The 16,042-nt window shown below is 59.7% G+C and carries 13 protein-coding genes and 1 pseudogene; 6 read left to right on the forward strand and 8 right to left on the reverse strand.

Features of this window, described 5'->3' with window-relative positions:
- Positions 1-21: 21 nt before the first annotated feature.
- Genes HMPREF2682_RS00765 through HMPREF2682_RS00775 form a run of 3 tightly spaced genes read left to right on the forward strand, consistent with a single transcriptional unit; the run spans position 22 to position 2,133 of the window.
- Entirely contained in the window at positions 22-816 is a 795-nt protein-coding gene (locus HMPREF2682_RS00765; RefSeq protein WP_070830568.1) for a DUF3710 domain-containing protein, read from the forward strand.
- A complete protein-coding gene (locus HMPREF2682_RS00770) occupies positions 816-1,355 on the forward strand; it encodes a hypothetical protein (RefSeq protein WP_012903717.1) in 540 nt (179 codons plus the stop codon). Before HMPREF2682_RS00765 ends, HMPREF2682_RS00770 begins: the two co-directional genes overlap by 1 nt.
- Complete coding sequence (locus HMPREF2682_RS00775; RefSeq protein ID WP_070830570.1) at positions 1,345-2,133, forward strand: DUF3159 domain-containing protein; 789 nt, start codon at positions 1,345-1,347, stop codon at positions 2,131-2,133. The genes HMPREF2682_RS00770 and HMPREF2682_RS00775 overlap by 11 nt, the downstream gene beginning before the upstream one ends.
- Positions 2,134-2,246: 113 nt before the next feature.
- Here HMPREF2682_RS00775 and HMPREF2682_RS00780 read toward each other — a convergent pair whose 3' ends face one another.
- Together HMPREF2682_RS00780 and HMPREF2682_RS00785 are read right to left on the reverse strand one after the other, a co-directional pair.
- Positions 2,247-2,900, reverse strand: a complete 654-nt coding sequence (locus HMPREF2682_RS00780) for a potassium channel family protein (protein ID WP_070593496.1) — start codon at positions 2,898-2,900, stop codon at positions 2,247-2,249.
- Positions 2,901-3,125: 225 nt separating this feature from the next.
- Positions 3,126-3,791, reverse strand: a pseudogene (locus HMPREF2682_RS00785) (TrkA family potassium uptake protein); the annotation flags it as partial.
- 193 nt (positions 3,792-3,984) lie between these two features.
- Between HMPREF2682_RS00785 and HMPREF2682_RS00790 the strand changes: the two are divergent.
- The 3 genes from HMPREF2682_RS00790 (at position 3,985) to dxs (ending at position 10,287) form a co-directional block, all read left to right on the forward strand.
- Complete coding sequence (locus HMPREF2682_RS00790) at positions 3,985-6,132, forward strand: APC family permease (RefSeq protein ID WP_070830574.1); 2,148 nt, start codon at positions 3,985-3,987, stop codon at positions 6,130-6,132.
- A gap of 189 nt (positions 6,133-6,321) precedes the next feature.
- Entirely contained in the window at positions 6,322-7,977 is a 1,656-nt protein-coding gene (locus tag HMPREF2682_RS00795; RefSeq protein ID WP_070830576.1) for a class I SAM-dependent RNA methyltransferase, read from the forward strand.
- A 237-nt stretch (positions 7,978-8,214) separates the two neighbouring features.
- Positions 8,215-10,287, forward strand: coding sequence for a 1-deoxy-D-xylulose-5-phosphate synthase (gene dxs / locus HMPREF2682_RS00800; protein ID WP_083321735.1), 2,073 nt, complete (start codon positions 8,215-8,217; stop codon positions 10,285-10,287).
- Between the two features lie 183 nt (positions 10,288-10,470).
- Here dxs and HMPREF2682_RS00805 read toward each other — a convergent pair whose 3' ends face one another.
- From HMPREF2682_RS00805 to HMPREF2682_RS00830, 6 genes are all read right to left on the reverse strand, one after another.
- Positions 10,471-11,028, reverse strand: coding sequence for a Rieske (2Fe-2S) protein (locus HMPREF2682_RS00805; protein WP_070830579.1), 558 nt, complete (start codon positions 11,026-11,028; stop codon positions 10,471-10,473).
- Between the two features lie 224 nt (positions 11,029-11,252).
- Positions 11,253-12,518 (reverse strand): HRDC domain-containing protein, encoded by a 1,266-nt coding sequence (locus HMPREF2682_RS00810; protein ID WP_070830581.1) that lies wholly within the window; start codon positions 12,516-12,518, stop codon positions 11,253-11,255.
- A gap of 218 nt (positions 12,519-12,736) precedes the next feature.
- Positions 12,737-13,213, reverse strand: coding sequence for a peptide-methionine (R)-S-oxide reductase MsrB (gene msrB / locus HMPREF2682_RS00815; RefSeq protein ID WP_070616480.1), 477 nt, complete (start codon positions 13,211-13,213; stop codon positions 12,737-12,739).
- 87 nt (positions 13,214-13,300) lie between these two features.
- Positions 13,301-13,801 carry a Cys-tRNA(Pro) deacylase gene (gene ybaK, locus HMPREF2682_RS00820; RefSeq protein ID WP_070616652.1) on the reverse strand — a complete coding sequence of 167 codons (501 nt, stop codon included), beginning with the start codon at positions 13,799-13,801 and terminating at the stop codon, positions 13,301-13,303.
- A gap of 237 nt (positions 13,802-14,038) precedes the next feature.
- Positions 14,039-15,052 carry a YeiH family protein gene (locus HMPREF2682_RS00825; RefSeq protein WP_005506354.1) on the reverse strand — a complete coding sequence of 338 codons (1,014 nt, stop codon included), beginning with the start codon at positions 15,050-15,052 and terminating at the stop codon, positions 14,039-14,041.
- 276 nt (positions 15,053-15,328) lie between these two features.
- The coding region (locus tag HMPREF2682_RS00830; RefSeq protein WP_070830583.1) for a DUF6318 family protein at positions 15,329-16,042 on the reverse strand (714 nt) is incomplete at its 5' end.

Raw genomic sequence — 16,042 nt, forward strand, 5'->3', positions numbered from 1 at the left:
TGCGGTGAAAGTAGGAATACCATGTTCGGATTTGGTAAGAAGAAGCACGCCGAGGAGGCTGAAAAGGCCGCCATCGACAAGGCTGTCGCCGAAGAGATTGAGGAGACCAACGTCGAGGTTGAGGAACTGAAGGAAGAGGAGAACTCTCCCAAGGTCATCAAGTACGACCGAGTCAACGGCCCGCACGACATTGAAGAAGTCACCGCCGAAGACCTCGAAGACTACGTCGACCTGGGTGCGCTGCGCATCAAGCTGCTCGACGGCATGAACCTGCGCCTCGAAACTGACGACGCAACCGGCGCGGTGATCGCCGCAACCATCACCCGCGACGGCGCAACCCTGCAGGTGCAGGCATTCGCCGCACCGCGCACCACCGGCATCTGGGACGATATCCGTCACGACCTGACCGAGTCCGTCGCCTCCCAGGGCGGCAACGTCGAAATCTACGCCGGCGTATTCGGTGCCGAGATGCTGACCCGCCTGCCCGCCTTCACCCCGGACGGTCAGCCCGGCGAGCGCATCGCCCGCTTCGTGGGTGTGGACGGCCCCCGCTGGTTCCTGCGCGGCGTCATCTCTGGTGCGGCTGTGCTCGGTGACGATAAGGCTGCCGCCTCCGTGGAGGAAGTCTTCCGCACCGTCGTGGTGGACCGTGGCGACGACCCGCGCCCGCCGCGCGAGCTGCTGCCCATGACTCTGCCCGCCGACCTGATCGTTGCGGCTGAGGAAGAGCCCGCCGTTGAGGAAGAAACCGAGAACGAGCACAGCAAGCTGCGCCCGATGCCTCGCCGCGGCCCTGAGATTACCGAGATTGGCTAATGCCTGAGTTTTCGAACTACCCGAGTGCGCTCGCGGTTCCTGAGGAGCAGATTCTTGCTCCCGGGTACCCCGAGCGCTTTCGCGTACGCCTTGCCGGACGCGTGGAGCAGGTATGGTTGCCTGCGCTGCAGGATAAGCCGATGTACCGTGCCGAGCTGGTGGTGGCTAAGTCGAAGCCCCTGCAGTGGTCGAGTCCGCTGGCGCTGATTGGTATGCCGATTGTGGAGCCGCCCGGTGAGGACTTCGAGGAGGAATCCGAGGACCCCGAGAAGCAGCACCACCTGAACACGGCGTCTTTGGCGACCGTGGCGGTGCAGGAGCCTCACGAGGTGTCTTTCCCGCCGTATGCGCCGTTCAACCCGGGGGATAGGGTGCTGCTGAAGTGGCAGGGGCAGCGGATGGTGCCCGGCGTGCTTGCCGGTGCGTTGTTACGCTGTTCCGGGGTGGTGTCTGTGAGGGCACATCAGCCGGTGATTTATAACCCGCGCTATGAGATTGTGCCGCAATTCTTTGCTGAGAAGGGAAAACATGAGCGCTGAGCAGTCTTCGACCCAGCCCGATCCGAACGCTAACCCCGCATCTAGCCCGGTTGCTGACCCGGCGCAGGAGGAGAATCAGCTGGCGCAGAGCCTGAGCGCCTCCATGGGTGCGAATATGCGCCGCACTGCCAACGGTGATGTGGATATTCTGCACGCTATCGGCGGCTGGCGCGGCCTGGTGGAATCCTCCCTGCCCGCTGTGGCGTTCCTGGTGTTGTTCACCGTGACGAAGGAACTGAACCTGTCCCTGATTGCGGCGTTGGCTGCGGCGGGTGTGTTCACGCTGATTCGCCTGGTGCAGGGCTCTAAGCTGGTGAGTGCGCTGACCGGCCTGGTGGGCGTGGCAATTTGTGCGTTTGCCGCGTACCGTACCGGTAATGCGAGCGACTACTTTGTGGTGGGCTTCTGGACGAACGGCGTGTACATTCTGGCGTATCTGCTGTCGATGCTGGTGCGTTGGCCGCTGATGGGTCTGATTTTCGCGGTGATTCGCGGTGAGGCGCTGAGCTGGCGCCAGAACCCGGTGCGCCTGCGCCAGTACATGCTGGCGACCTGGATTATTACCGTGCTGATGATGCTGCGCCTTGCCGTGCAGGTGCCCCTGTATTTTGCGAATAATGTGGAGGCGCTGGGTGCGACCCGCCTGGTGATGGGTCTGCCGCTGTACGCTTTGGGCGTGTGGCTGGCGTGGCGTGTGTCGGCTCCCGAGGAGGCGCTGGTGAGCGAGGACCCCGAGGCTGCCGAAACTGCCGAAGTTGACGGTTCAGAAAGCCGCTAACTCCACAACTTCATACGTAGAAGAACTTCATAGAAGTACGCGAAAGCCCCGGTACCCGTGACCGGGGCTTTCGCCTCCTCAAAAACTTACGTATAAACGCTATGCGAACAGTGCTATGCAAACAGTGCGCGGATCTGATCCTCACCGGCAATGGTCGTGATGAAGAACAGCTCGTCGCCGCCCTCAATCGCCACGTCGGCACTGGGCGGGATTGGCGCGCCGTCACGCAGGATCGCGGTGAGCACCGTATCAACGGGCCACTGCACGTGATCCACGCGGTAACCGATGACGGGGTGGTCATCCGGCACGGTGTACTCGGCGAGGGTCGCGCCGCCAGCCTGCAGGGTCAGCAGGCGCACCACGTCGCCGACTTCCACGGCTTCCTCAACGAGGGCGGTCATCAGACGCGGGGTGGACACGGCAACGTCCACGCCCCAGGAATCATCAAAGAGCCACTCATTACGCGGGTTGTTCACGCGCGCCACGGTGCGCGGCACACCGAACTCACTACGCACCAGTAGGGACACCATCAGGTTTGCCTTGTCGTCACCGGTTGCGGCAACGACCACGTCCGCCTTGTTCGGGTGTACCTGGCGCAGTACGGACAGCTCGCAGGCGTCACCGATATGCCAGCGCACGCCGGGCAGGTCGGCGCGCTTCTTGGCTTCGGGCTTGGAGTCGATGATGGTCACGTCGTGGCCGTTCATCATGAGTTCTTTAGCGATGGAGGCACCCACGGAGCCGGCACCAACAATGAGGACCTTCACTTACTTCTCACCTTTCGAGGAGTCACGATGGCGGCCGATGAGTTCGAGGGGGTCGGGTAGCTCCGGGGGAGTGTCACCGAGATGGAATTCGTGCTCGACAACGGGGGTTTCGTTGTGCTCCTGCTCGGGGGTAATCGTCACGCCGGATTCGGCGGGTTTCTTCGGAGCGTGGGGGTGCTTGCGGTGACCGGATGCAGGGGCGTAGTCCGCTTCCATTTCTTCATCTTCAACACGCGGCGGGCGGGAAAGAATGCGGGTTACGTCCGCGACGTCGTCGGTGCGCATCATCACGTGCACGCTATCGCCCTGCTGGTAGGCGGAATCGGGGCGGGGGAGCATGCCCTCACCAAAGCGGGTGATGTAGGCGATGCGCACCCCGGCGGCACGTTCGATGCTGGTCAGTGCGTGGCCAGCCCAGCCGTCGTCGAGCGGAATTTCGGTGAGCATGAGGCGGCCCGAGGGTTCGCGGAAGTCGCCCTTGAGCGCCTGCTCGGGTAGCAGGCGGCGCAGCACCTGGTCGGTGGACCAACGCACCGAAGCGACCGTGGGAATACCCATGCGCTGGAAGAACTCGGCGCGGTTCGGGTCGTACACACGCGCCACAACGTTCTTCACCTTGAACATTTCGCGTGCCACACGGGCGGCAATAATATTCGAGTTATCGCCCGAAGAGACGGCGGCAAAAGCGTACGCCTCGGTAATGCCGGCACGCTTGAGGGTGTCCTCATCAAAGCCGACACCGGTCACCAGGCGGCCCTCAAAGCCTTTACGCAGCGGCTGGAAAGCACGTTCGTCCTGGTCAATGACGGCGACCGTATGCCCTGAAGCTTCCAGAGTGCGCGCCAGCATGACGCCCACGCGTCCGGCACCCATAATGACGAAGTGAGGCATACATCCCTCCGAGTGTTGATGATTTGTGCTGATAAGGCGTTACCGTCTACCTCTACCAGTGTAATGGGCGGGTGGGGTTCCGCGCCGATGCCCCGTGATATTCCGCTCGCAATGCCCACTATTCGGCTGAATAAAATTGAGCTTTGAAGCCGCGACCGATAGCCTTAACAGCGTGAGGAATCGTTGGGATAGGATGCGCATCGCCCTGACCGGTCAGCCGGTCAGCACGCGAAATCTTTCGGCAGTCGCGCTGCCGAAGCGCTACGCCCTGCCTCTTTTCGGTGCCGACGGCATCTCTTCGGTTGCTTACGCCGCCGATCAGATGATTTTGACCCTTGCCGCCGCGGGTGCGTCTGCGCTCGCTTTTTCGCCCTGGATTGGTTTAGGCGTGGCGATGGTGGGTCTGCTGGTGATTGGCACATACCGCTACAACATTAATCAGATTGCTTCTGAGGGCGATATTCAGCTGGTGCACCGCAAACTGGGTGCGTTGCCCTCGATTGTGATGGGTGCTTCGTCGCTGATGGACTATACGCTCACGGTGGCGGTGTCGATGTCTTCGGCGTCCTCGTTTTTGGTGGCGCTGTACCCGCAGATTCAGGATTGGCGCACGCACATTGCGGTGCTGCTCATTGTTGCCCTGACGCTGTTTGCGTTGCGTGGCGTGCAGCTGTTGGGCAAGATTGCGTACTGGCCGCTGTATGTTTTCTTGGCGCTGTTAGGAGCGACCCTCATTGTGGGTTGGATTCGTGCCGCCACGGGTACCCTGCCGCTGGCTGAGTCGGCGACCTATGTGATTGCCCCCGAGTTCGAGACCCACTCGTTGGAGGGTCTGGCGCTGATATTGCTTCTGGCGCGATCTTTCTCTGCGGGCCTGGTGGCGTTCTCGGGTGTTTCGACGATTTCTAATTCGGTGAGGTACTTCCGCCGCCCGAAGAAATACAATGCGGCGATCACCATGATGCTGATGGGCGTCATTACCTCGGTGCTGTTGGTGAGCCTGCTCGGTTTTGCGGCGGCAACCCGCGTTCACATGGTGCACGATACGACCCGTTTCTTGTTCATTGACGGGCACACGCCGGGGGAGTACTTCCACCAGAAGCCTGCGCTGTACCAGGTGGCGTTGGCAATTTATCAGGGTGTGCCGTTCTTCGCGCAGCTGCTGGTTTTTGCCACGGTGGGCGTGCTGATTATTGCCTCGCTGACCGCGTTTACGGGCTTCCCGGTGATTGCTTCGTCGCTGGCCGACTACCAGTACCTACCAGTGTTCTTCCGCAGCGTGGATTCGCGCGGCCTGTACGCGAACGGTGTGCTGGCGCTGTCTGCGATTTCGATTTTCCTCACCACCGTTTTTAATTCGGACGTGTATTCGCTGATTCAGCTGTACATCGTGGGCATGTGCCTGTCCATGGTGCTGGTTCAGCTGGCGGTGGTGCGCTACCGCATGCGTCTGCTGCGCATCACCCTGGCGCAGATGCCGCGCCGCGCCCTGCTGCGCGATATTGCGGTCTCTGCGGTGGGCGTGATGGTGACCGCCGCGGTGCTGGTCACCGTCGTGGTGACGAAGTTCGCCGCCGGTGCGTGGCTCTCCCTTGGAATGATTGCCCTGATGGTTGGAGGTATGGTTGTGACTCGCCGCCACTACGATGCGGTGGATGCCGCCCTGGACATCCCCCTGAACGCTGAATCCGTTGCGGATGTGGCGGCCCTGCCTTCGCGTGTGCACGCCATCGTGTACGTGGAGCGTGTGCGCCGCCCGGCGGTTCGCGCCCTCTCGTATGCGCGTGCCGGTCGCCCCTCCACGATTGAGGCGCTGACTGTTAACAACGACCGCGCCGCCCTGGACGTTGTGAAGAAACGCTGGTACGCCCTGGGTATTCCGGTGCCGCTGTCGGTGATTGATTCGCCGTACCGTGACACGGTGGAGGCTGTCGTCTCGTATATTCGCCGCCGCCGCAAGAAGTCGCCGCGCGATATTTTGGTGGTGTACCTACCGGAGTTTGTGGTGGAGCATTGGTGGCAGCGTATTCTGCACCGCCGCACGGTGCGCCGCCTCAAGCAGGCGCTTCTGCACGAGCCGGGCGTCATGACCGCGACTGTGCCGTGGGCGATGCACGAGGATGAAGTGTATGACGAGATCTTCGACCAGCGACTGCAGGGCAAGGACTCAGCTGCCAATGATTCGACCGCAGAGGCTGCTGACGGTTCTACGGCGGCGGTCGCCCCGAACGTGACCCGTTCTGCCGGTGGCGGCCGCGAACTGATTCAGAGCAACCGCCACGCCGTGTACCGCGGTCGCCTGCACGAGGCGGAGGCTGTGGCGCGCGAGAAGAAGCGCTAGCCATATCGGCTAATCCGGTTTCTGAGCCTCCGTACATCCCGTACGTAGCCTCGTACATCCCCTCGAATAGCGCCTGGACTTTGCCCTTTGCAACCTATTTGGTGCCCCCTGCGGGGCGTCGGAATCGGAGTAAAGGTACAAACCGGTGTAAAATAGTTCACATTAAGTGATTCTTTAGGAGACAATGCTGTGACTCACCCTGCTACCACGCCTGCCGCCTCCAACAACGTAGACGGATACAGCGTCGGGCAGACCCTCACCGTCACCTGTGAGGCACCCGCACACGGCGGCGCCTTCGTAGCGCGCACCGAACAGGGCGTCATCTTCGTGCGTCACGGCATCGTCGGCGAACAAGCAGAAGTACGCATCACCGCCATCGGCCCCAAGCGCCGCTTCTACTTCGCAGATGTCATCTCCGTACCCGTACCCTCCCTGGCACGCCGCCCCCACCCCTGGATTCAGGCGGATGCGCTCGCCACCGAAGAGGAACGCGCCGCAGCAACCGGCGTACCCGAACTGCTCGGCGGCATGGAATACGGCCACATCAGCCTGGCTGAGCAGCGACGCTACAAGACCGATATCGTCCGCACCCAAATCAACCGACTGGGCGGTCTGCCCCTCGAATCGCCCTTGCTGACCAACCTCATTGTTGAAGAGCTGCCCCTGCGCGATAACAACGAGGGCCTGTCCTGGCGTACCCGCGTGCGCTACAACGTGACCAAGGTCCGCACCCAGCCCGGCAACGAGAAGAACACCGACCAGAAGAACAGCGTCGGCAAGAAGAGCCCCGCCGTCACCTGGCGCATCGGTATGCACCCCTACCGCGCCTCCCAGCCCGTACCGGTCGTAGACTTTCCCCTCGCCGCAACCGAACTGCGCAACCTAGAGCTTGAGAAACTCAACCTGCGCGGCGTACGCGAAGTCGAGGCAACCGTCTCCTCCCGCGGCAGGGTCCTACTGCAGTTCATCGTTGACCCGCGCTTCTCCATCGAAGAGGTCGCCAAGGACATCGAACAGCAGGCAGCCGACGCCTGGGGACTGCTCGCCAAGCGCAAAATCTCCCTCTTCTTCACCCCGCAGTCCACCTCCAACGGCAAGCCCAAGCGCCGCCGCCCCGGCTCCTCCCACACCCCCTACCGTCGCGTACCCGAAGGCGACCAGCTGCTCGGCGCGGGCCTGCGCTCCGTCACCGAAGAAGTTACCTTCGGCTCCCGCCGATTCAGCTACCAGGTATCCGCCGGCGGGTTCTGGCAGATTCACCGCGCCGCCCCCTCCACCATGGTTGGAACCATGCTCACCATGCTCCGCCCGCAGGAAGGCGAATGTACCCTCGACCTGTATGCCGGCGCGGGCCTGTTCACCGCCGCGCTCGCGGACGCCGTGGGCGCAACCGGTACCGTCATCAGTATTGAGGGCTCCCCGGTGACCCATAAGGATGCCCGCTCGAACTTCGCGCCGGATGGTTGCTCCCGCACCGAGAACTCTGCGGACACCCGTATTGAGGTGATTCGCGGCGACGTGGCGCGCCACCTGGTGGATTTGAAGACCGCCCTTGAGTTTGGTGAAATCCCCGCCATTGATGCGGTGGTCCTTGACCCGTCCCGTGAGGGCGCGAACCGAACCACCCTGGAACGCCTGGATGCGCTGGACCCCAAGCGTATTCTGTATGTGGCGTGCGACCCGGCATCCCTGGGTCGTGACACCGGTATTTTGCGTGAGCTGGGCTGGGATATGGTGCAGCTTCGGGCGTTTGATATGTACCCGAATACGCATCACGTGGAGTCGGTGGCGCTGTTTGAGCGTGCCCCGGCGAAGCCTCGTCCGCGTCGCCGCCGCACCAAGTAGCACGGAGGGTAGCGCGCGGCTAGTAGCCGTAACAAAGAAGCAAATAATCGCAGCGTTGGGCGGGTTGGGCTGTTCACCAGCCTGCCCACTAGGGGTTATTTCAGGCCGTTTTTGCTCAACCCGGTGCGTCTTGCTCTGCGGGCGCATAAATCTGCTTTTTGGCACCGTAAACGGTAGAATCATTGAAGAACCAACGCACGGAATGAGCCGTGCCCCGACCTTGAGGAGTGTGGGTGTATGTCCGCTGAAAACGCATTGCCGCAGGAGGAGACCCCGAATAGCGCCGCCGGTGGCGCACCCACCGCCGACTACAGCATTGGCAATGGTGCCACTGCCAAGTTGCTCCCGGGTATTCAGTCCCCGGCGGACCTGCAGAACCTCAGCTACGAGCAGCTGGAGGAGCTCTCTAAGGAAATCCGCCAGTTCATCGTGACGAACGTGTCGGCGACCGGCGGTCACCTGGGTCCGAACCTGGGCGTTGTGGAGCTGACCCTCGGCATTCACCGTGTCTTCGAATCTCCCAAGGACAATATTCTTTTCGACACCGGCCACCAGTCCTATGTGCATAAGCTGGTGACTGGTCGTCACGCGTTTAAGACTCTGCGTCAGAAGGGTGGCCTGTCGGGTTACCCGGATCGAGGCGAGTCTGAGCACGACATTATTGCGTCTTCGCACGCCTCCAGCTCGATTTCGTGGGCTGACGGTATTTCTCGCGCGCACAAGCTCAACGGTGAAGATGACCGTTACACTGTGGTCCTCATTGGTGACGGCGCGCTGACCGGCGGCATGGCGTGGGAGGCTGTGAACAATATTGCTGCCGACCGCACCCGCAAGGTCGTGATTGTGGTCAACGATAACGGCCGCTCCTACGCGCCGACCATTGGCGGTTTCGCGAACCAGCTGTCTGAGCTCAAGCACGGTGTGCAGCAGCAGGTGGATCGCGTGCGCCTCGATCACCGCTACGACCACGCACTGGATGCGGTGCGCATCGGTCTGCAACGTGGCGGCCCCGTCGGTCAGATGGTGTACCGCGGCCTGCACGGCATGAAGGCGGGCATTAAGGACGTCGTCGTACCCAAGGGCATTTTTGAAGACCTGGGCATGAAGTACGTGGGCCCGATTGACGGCCACGACCAGCAGGCTGTGGAGAACGCACTGACCGCGGCGAAGAACTACGCCGGCCCGGTGATTGTGCACGCCATTACCGAGAAGGGCCACGGCTACGCACCCGCTCGCGCGAATGAGGACGACCAGTTCCACGCGGTGGGCCAGATTGACCCGCTGACCGGTGAGGATGTTTCGACCAGCACCTCCGAGTCGTGGACGAGCGTCTTTGGCCGTGAAATCGCAGATATTGCGGATGAGCAGGAGAACGTCGTTGGTATTACCGGCGCGATGCTCATTCCCGTGGGTCTGCGCGAATTCCAGAAGCGCCACCCCGAGCGCGTTATTGACGTAGGTATCGCTGAGCAGCACGCCGTGGCAATGAGCGCCGGCCTGGCGTACGGCGGCATGCACCCGGTGGTTGCCCTCTACGCAACCTTCCTGAACCGCGGCTTTGACCAGCTGCTCATGGACGTTGCCCTGCACAAGGCGGGCGTGACCGTGGTGCTGGACCGCTCCGGCATTACCGGCCCGGACGGTGCAAGCCACCACGGCATGTGGGATTTGGCGATGCTCCAGTTCATTCCAGGCCTGCACCTGGCGGCTCCGCGTGATGGCGCAACCCTGCGCGAAGAACTGCGTGAGGCTGTAGCTATCAACGACGCACCGACCGTGATTCGCTACCCGAAGGGCTCCGTGGGCGAGGACATTCCTGCCCTGGAGCGCCGCAGCGACGGCGTGGACGTGTTGGCACGCACCGGTGAACCCCACCCGGAGACCGGTCAGCGTGACGTGCTGTTCGTTGCCGTGGGCGCTATGGCTCGCGTGGCTCTGGAAGCATCCGAGGTGCTTGCCGCCGAGGGTATCCAATCCACCGTGGTTGACCCGCGCTGGGTGATGCCGGTGCCGTCTTCAGTCATTGAGCTGGCTCGCGATCACCGCATTGTGGTGACCATTGAGGACGGCGTGCGTTCCGGTGGTGTGGGTTCGCGCATCCGCCAGGAAATGCGTGCGGCTGGCGTGGATACCGCGCTGAGCGAGCTGGGTCTTCCGGCGGAGTTCATTCCGCACGCTTCTCGCGAGCAGATTCTGGAAGAGGTCGGCCTGACCGCGGAAACCATTATCGCGGACCTGCGTGCGCAGCTGGCTGGCGATAAGGTGCCGTTCGCTCGTGAAGAGGGCCAGAAGCCGCGCCACACCCGCTAAACGGTCGTACCTGAGATGTGCTGCCTAAGCTTCTCTCAGTAGCGCGCCGCAATAGTAGGCATCAGTAGCGGGCACCATAAGACAGCACAAAGCCCCGCCCATCGATTGTGATGGGCGGGGCTTTGCTGTGCGCAGGTCTTGCTGTGTAGAGGTTTTGCCGTACGTAGGTTCTGAGCCGCCGGTTTAGGAATCCTTGGAGGTGTGGGTGACGAAAATTTTGCCGCCCTTCACCTGCACCGGGTAGCTGGTCAGCGCCTCCTCTGCGGGGCCGTGCACGACCGAGCCGTCAGCTACGGCGTACTCGGAGCCGTGGCAGGGGCACACGATGCGGTTGGAATCCTGCACCTGCACCTGGCAGCCCTGGTGGGTGCAGACGGTGCTGAACGCCTTGTACTCACCCGCGGACGGCTGGGAGACGATAACGGTCGTGGAGCCGTGAGTCAGGCGTGCCGCCTTGCCCACGCCCACTGCGGAGGCGGAACCTACCTCAACGGTGCCTTCGGGCGCGGTAACGTTGGAGTCACCTTCAGCGCAGGAGGCGAGCAGCGCACCGGATGCGACGGCACCGGTGATGAGGGTTGCGCGGCGGGAGAAGACGCGAGCAGAAGAATCCGTCTCTGCGGTAGCTGCTACGGCGTCGACGGCATTAGACTCGACTGCGCCAGATTCAGTAGCGCCAGATTCAGTAGCAGGGGAGGCGCATGCCTTCTGAGAGCGGCAGCATCCGTTGGGTGCGGGCATGGTGGTTCCTTTCGTGTACTCTCTCCACCCTATGCCGGTTTGGGACAAAAATCGAATGAGAGCAGGCTAAGCTTGGTTCACGTTTGCACCGGAGACAAACTGCTGAGGCAAAATACCGGGACAAACTACCGTGTCAAACTCCCGAGGCACACAAAATGCCGGTCGGGCGGTCGCATCAGCAACACACCCAACCGGCACACACACCTATTCAACGTTAGAGAAATCTACCCCAGATGGCGGGCAAAAATCGGCGCAATCACGGGGGCAACCAGACCCGTCTGCCACGAACGCGCACCGTACTCAGCGAGCGCATCCCGCAGGGTCTGCTCGTCAAAACGAGCCGGCGGCTCCCAGCAGAGGCGGCGAACATAATCGGTCGTGATCAGGTTCTGCGCCGGAATATTCAGCTCCTCCGAGAGCTCATCAATTGCCTGACGAACCTCGGTGAACAGCGCCAAGTTCTCGGGGCGCTTAGACTCCCACGCCTTCAACGGCGGCGGGGCAGTCGACGGCAAAGTGAACGGTACGGCGTTCTCACCGCGTGCCGCCGCGGCAATAGCACGCACCCAGCGCGGGCCCTCACGACGCAAACCGCGCGTCTGAAAACCAGGAATCGACATAATAGCGGGCACGTTACGCGGCATGGTGCGTGCCGCCTCCACAATCGCAGAGTCCGGCAGCAGACGCTTCGCGTCAACGTCCTTCTTACGCGCCAGCGAGTCACGCTCAAGCCACAGGTTACGCAGCGCCGTCAGCTGCTTGACCGAACGCAACATCGTGCGGCCCTTCGTCTTACGCCAACGCTCCGGCTGATCCGTCGGATCCTTCACCGGGGTCTTGCACAGGTACTCAAACTCCTCCAGAGCGTACTGCAACTTACCCTGCTGGCGGAGCAAATCCTCCAACGCGTCACGCAAATCAATGAGCACATCAACGTCCAGCAGCGCATAGTTCAGCCACGACTCCGGCAGGGGGCGGCGCGACCAATCTTCCTTCGAGTGCTTCTTCGCCAGCTTATAGCCGAGCAGCTCCTCAACGGTCGCACCCAGATTCACGCGCTCCAGACCGGCAAGACGCGCACCCAACTCCGTATCAAACAGACGGTTCGGGCGCATACCGAGCATGTCCAGGCTCGGGAAATCCTGAATCGCGGCGTGAATAACCCACTCAGCATCCGCCAGAGCATCATTAATAATGCGCAAATCCTTAAACGCCTCAGGGTCAATCAGGTACAGCTGATCTTCACGCTTAAGCTGCACCAAAAAAGCACGCGAACCGTAGCGGATGCCCTGAGCACGCTCAGTATCAACAGCCACCGGGCCGGACGCCGCAGCCAACTGCTCAGCGGCACGACGCAGACCGCTCTCAGTGGTGATGAGAGTCGGAATCGGTGCGGAAGGGGTCTCCAGAGGAACAACGTCCGGAACTTCGATACCGTTAAGGGTCAGCTGAGGGGTGCCTGCGGCATTCTGTTCAGCTGCGGTACTCATGCACTCAATCCTTTTCCTCTGTCTGGTTCGACGCGCCCATACGATGCGCCAGATGCCCGGGTAGGCGTACGCCCGAGCAAACATGAGCCCGGGCGGGGTGACGTGCCCGCGAAGGCACTACGCCATTCTACCCGCCCGAGCTTAAAGCCTCGAATTTAGAGAGACTCACAATAAGGGGTTCACCTGCGTGCCTGCTGGGGGGGGGGTATCGCCGGGGTTTATTCGGCGGATTCCGCCTCGTCAACCGGAGTATCACCAGGCTGTGCTTTATCAGGCGCGGCTTCACCAGCCGGGGCCAGCGTCAGACACACCGAATTAATGCAATACCGCAAATCCGTGGGAGTCGGGTAGCCCTCACCCTCAAACACGTGACCCAGGTGCGAATCGCAGGCGGCGCAACGCACCTCCACACGGCGCATACCGAACGTCGTGTCCTCCAGGTAACGCACACGGTCCTCAGCCAGCGGCGCGAAAAACGACGGCCAACCACAATGCGAATCGAACTTCTGATTGGAACGGAACAGCTCCGTACCGCAGGCACGGCAAGAATACACACCCTCCGTGTGGGTGTTCCAGTACTCGCCCGTGAACGCGCGCTCGGTGCCGCCCTCACGCAGAACAGCGTACTCTTCAGGCTTGAGCACTTCACGCCAGTTCTTGGCGATAGCACCCACGCCGGGTAGCGAATTGCCCATCATGACTCCTTCAGTTTGCTCTCATGCCCAGGCTCCTACGGCATATGTAACGCCGCGGCCGGGCGGATTATTCCCGCTGAGCGCGGACTAAGCGCGGATGTCAGCGTACTTTCCGTTGGTGAGCTTCAGCAGGTCGTCGGGGGCGAGCTCGACGTCCAGTCCACGCTTGCCTCCGGACACCATGATGGTATCGAAGAGCTGGGCGCTTTCGTCCAGGAGGGTGGGGGAGGGGGTCTTCTGGCCCAGCGGGGAGATGCCGCCGACCACGTAGCCGGTGCGGCGTTCGGCGACCTTCGGGTCGCACATGGAGGCGTTCTTCCAGCCGAGGGCAGCGGCGGCAGCCTTAATGTTCAGCTTGCCAGAGACCGGCACGATTGCGACGGCGAAATCCTTCTCGTGCACGATCAGCAGGGTCTTGAACACCTGCTCCTCGGAGGCGCCGAGGTTCTTCGCGGCCTCTTCACCGAAGGAAGTGACGCCCTCAACGTGCTCGTATTCACGCATCTGGAAGGGGGTGTTCGTCTCGGTCAGCAGTGCTACGGCGGCGGTTGCTGCGCCGCTCTTCTTACCTTTAGTTTTCTTAGCCATAGACACCATTTTACGGAAGACGCCATGCGCCGATACCTATGCGCCGAGAAGCCACATGTGTTTCGAAAAGCCACAATAATGGTAGCTTCTCGAAACACATGTGGCTTCTCAATGGTTATGGGGTTATTTCAGTAGCCCTTTTTTCCTTCAGCTGCTCTTGAGAAAGCGAGCCAACAACAGTCCAAAATCCATCTGATTTGTCTACGTTCTGAGGTAGCCTTTAGGCTCCCTTTTTTCTTAGTAAATACCGATGAGTAATTGCATGCCAAGACTAGTCAGGATGATAGCAATCCAGCAAAGGGCTCCAAGAAGAATGGATTTTCCACTGGATTTGATCATAGCAATGAGGTTGGTTTTGAGACCAATAGCACTCATAGCCATGATGATGAGGAATATGGAGAGTTGTTTGAGAGGTGAAAAGAAGCTAGTGCTGACACCGAAAGATGTGAGAAGAGTAGTTAGCAGAGAAGCTAGGATAAAGTAGAGAATGAAAACGGGGAAGATTTTTTTAAGCTTCACTCCTTGGTTGTTGCCTTGTTGACGGCTTTGCCAATAATAGGAGAGGAAGAGAACGATAGGGATAATAGCTAGAGTACGTGTCAGCTTGACAATAGTTGCAGGCTCAAGAGTGTTTGCATTGTAAAGACTATCCCAGGCACTAGCAGTAGCTGTCACAGAGGAAGTATCGTTGACCGCAGTACCCGCAAAGAGAGCAAAACCTTCGTTGGAAAGATGGAGCCAAGAACCTAGAGTTGGAAAGATAAGAGCTGCCAAGACATTGAAGAAAAAGATAACAGAAATGGCTTGGGCTACTTCTTTTTCCTTGGCGTGAATAACAGGAGCAGTCGCTGCAATGGCAGAACCGCCACAGATAGAAGATCCAACTCCAATCAAGGTAGCTAGCTTTGTATCAAGGTTAAAAAAGCGTTGGAAAAAGAAAGCAATAATTAAAGCGATAGAAATGGTCGAAATGATGACAGGAAGGGAAGATGTTCCAACTGCGAAAACTTGTGAGATACTGAGTCCAAACCCAAGCAAAATAACAGCATACTGAAGCAATTTTTTGGAGCTATAAGTCAAACCGGCATCCAGTTGTGTATAGGAAGTGAGAAAGGGATGGAGAATCATTCCGATAAAAATGGCGAAAACAGGTGCTCCCACAACAGGCAGAAATCCTCCTAAAACCCAAGAGATGATAGAAATGATCAGACAGACTGACAGTCCTGCCCAATTTTTTGATAGAAATGACATAAAAACCTCCGAAAATAAATACTTCTTATTATAATCTTTTCTGTCAGAAAAGTAAATTAGAAAGTAGGAATACAGACCCAGCCCGGGGAGCGCACCACCTCAGCCTCCGCGCTGATAAAGGCGTTCGATATCCTTGAGGAACTTAATATCCTTCTCGTAGGTATCCAGCATAGAGGGCCATACATACTGCATGTCATTGCGCGGCGGGTAAGAAAAACGGAAGTCGTGGAAATGTATTCCTCATATCGGTGTGGTGTGTAAAAAGGTGAATGCTGCTTAGACGTTGAATTCTTCGAAGTCTAGAATTGACCACTTTTGGCCGTCATGTTTCATTTTGACTTTGAGAGTATCGTTAGTTTTATCTTCGTTATCCCATGCAGTCCATTTACCGTCTGGTTCAACGTGGATTTCCTGATTCCAGTTACGATACATTTTCCAGAAATATGTTTCGCCGTCTTCGGACCAAGGCGACCCATCAGCTGTAAATTTTTCGATACCGTCGATAACCCATCCGCCGCGCCTGTATAGTTTTTCGACGCTTTCGTAAGCTTCTAATTCGGAGCTGAAATTAGGCGAAATAAATTCTCGTGCCTTTGCATAGTCACCAGTTTGGATACCGTAGTTTCCCCACTGGACCCATGCGTCAAATGTTTTACGTAGGCCTTCTAGAGACTTTTCGTTGTAGCCTTCTTCGGGCGCGGTGGGTTTGGGTACATTCTGGGCTGGACCATATTTGTCAGCCTTTCGGTACTCCCCATCGGGTGCCTTGGATCCGCCCGAGTAGCCTCGAACAGTAGACGGAGTAGCACTCGCCGAAGGCGACTCAGAAGCCGCCGCAGAAGCCGAAACGGTCTCACTCGGCGTAGCTACCGAAGAAGCCGAGGGGCTCGCCTCATTAGCAGCCTGCTGGCCACACGCCGCAAGCAGGGTACTGAGACCCATAAGTGCGCCGCTGCTCAGCATTGCGCGGCGGGTAAGAAAAACGGAAGT

Source organism: Rothia sp. HMSC061D12 (assembly GCF_001836735.1).
Lineage (GTDB): Bacteria > Actinomycetota > Actinomycetes > Actinomycetales > Micrococcaceae > Rothia.

Excerpts from the sequence above, each read along its gene's own strand:
- HMPREF2682_RS00810 (WP_070830581.1), bottom strand. The coding sequence starts at position 12,518 with ATGAGTACCGCAGCTGAACAGAATGCCGCAGGCACCCCTCAGCTGACC.
- HMPREF2682_RS00775 (WP_070830570.1), top strand. The coding sequence starts at position 1,345 with ATGAGCGCTGAGCAGTCTTCGACCCAGCCCGATCCGAACGCTAACCCC.
- HMPREF2682_RS00805 (WP_070830579.1), bottom strand. The coding sequence starts at position 11,028 with ATGCCCGCACCCAACGGATGCTGCCGCTCTCAGAAGGCATGCGCCTCC.
- msrB (WP_070616480.1), bottom strand. The coding sequence starts at position 13,213 with ATGGGCAATTCGCTACCCGGCGTGGGTGCTATCGCCAAGAACTGGCGT.
- HMPREF2682_RS00765 (WP_070830568.1), top strand. The coding sequence starts at position 22 with ATGTTCGGATTTGGTAAGAAGAAGCACGCCGAGGAGGCTGAAAAGGCC.
- HMPREF2682_RS00790 (WP_070830574.1), top strand. The coding sequence starts at position 3,985 with ATGCGCATCGCCCTGACCGGTCAGCCGGTCAGCACGCGAAATCTTTCG.
- ybaK (WP_070616652.1), bottom strand. The coding sequence starts at position 13,801 with ATGGCTAAGAAAACTAAAGGTAAGAAGAGCGGCGCAGCAACCGCCGCC.
- HMPREF2682_RS00825 (WP_005506354.1), bottom strand. The coding sequence starts at position 15,052 with ATGTCATTTCTATCAAAAAATTGGGCAGGACTGTCAGTCTGTCTGATC.
- dxs (WP_083321735.1), top strand. The coding sequence starts at position 8,215 with ATGTCCGCTGAAAACGCATTGCCGCAGGAGGAGACCCCGAATAGCGCC.
- HMPREF2682_RS00770 (WP_012903717.1), top strand. The coding sequence starts at position 816 with ATGCCTGAGTTTTCGAACTACCCGAGTGCGCTCGCGGTTCCTGAGGAG.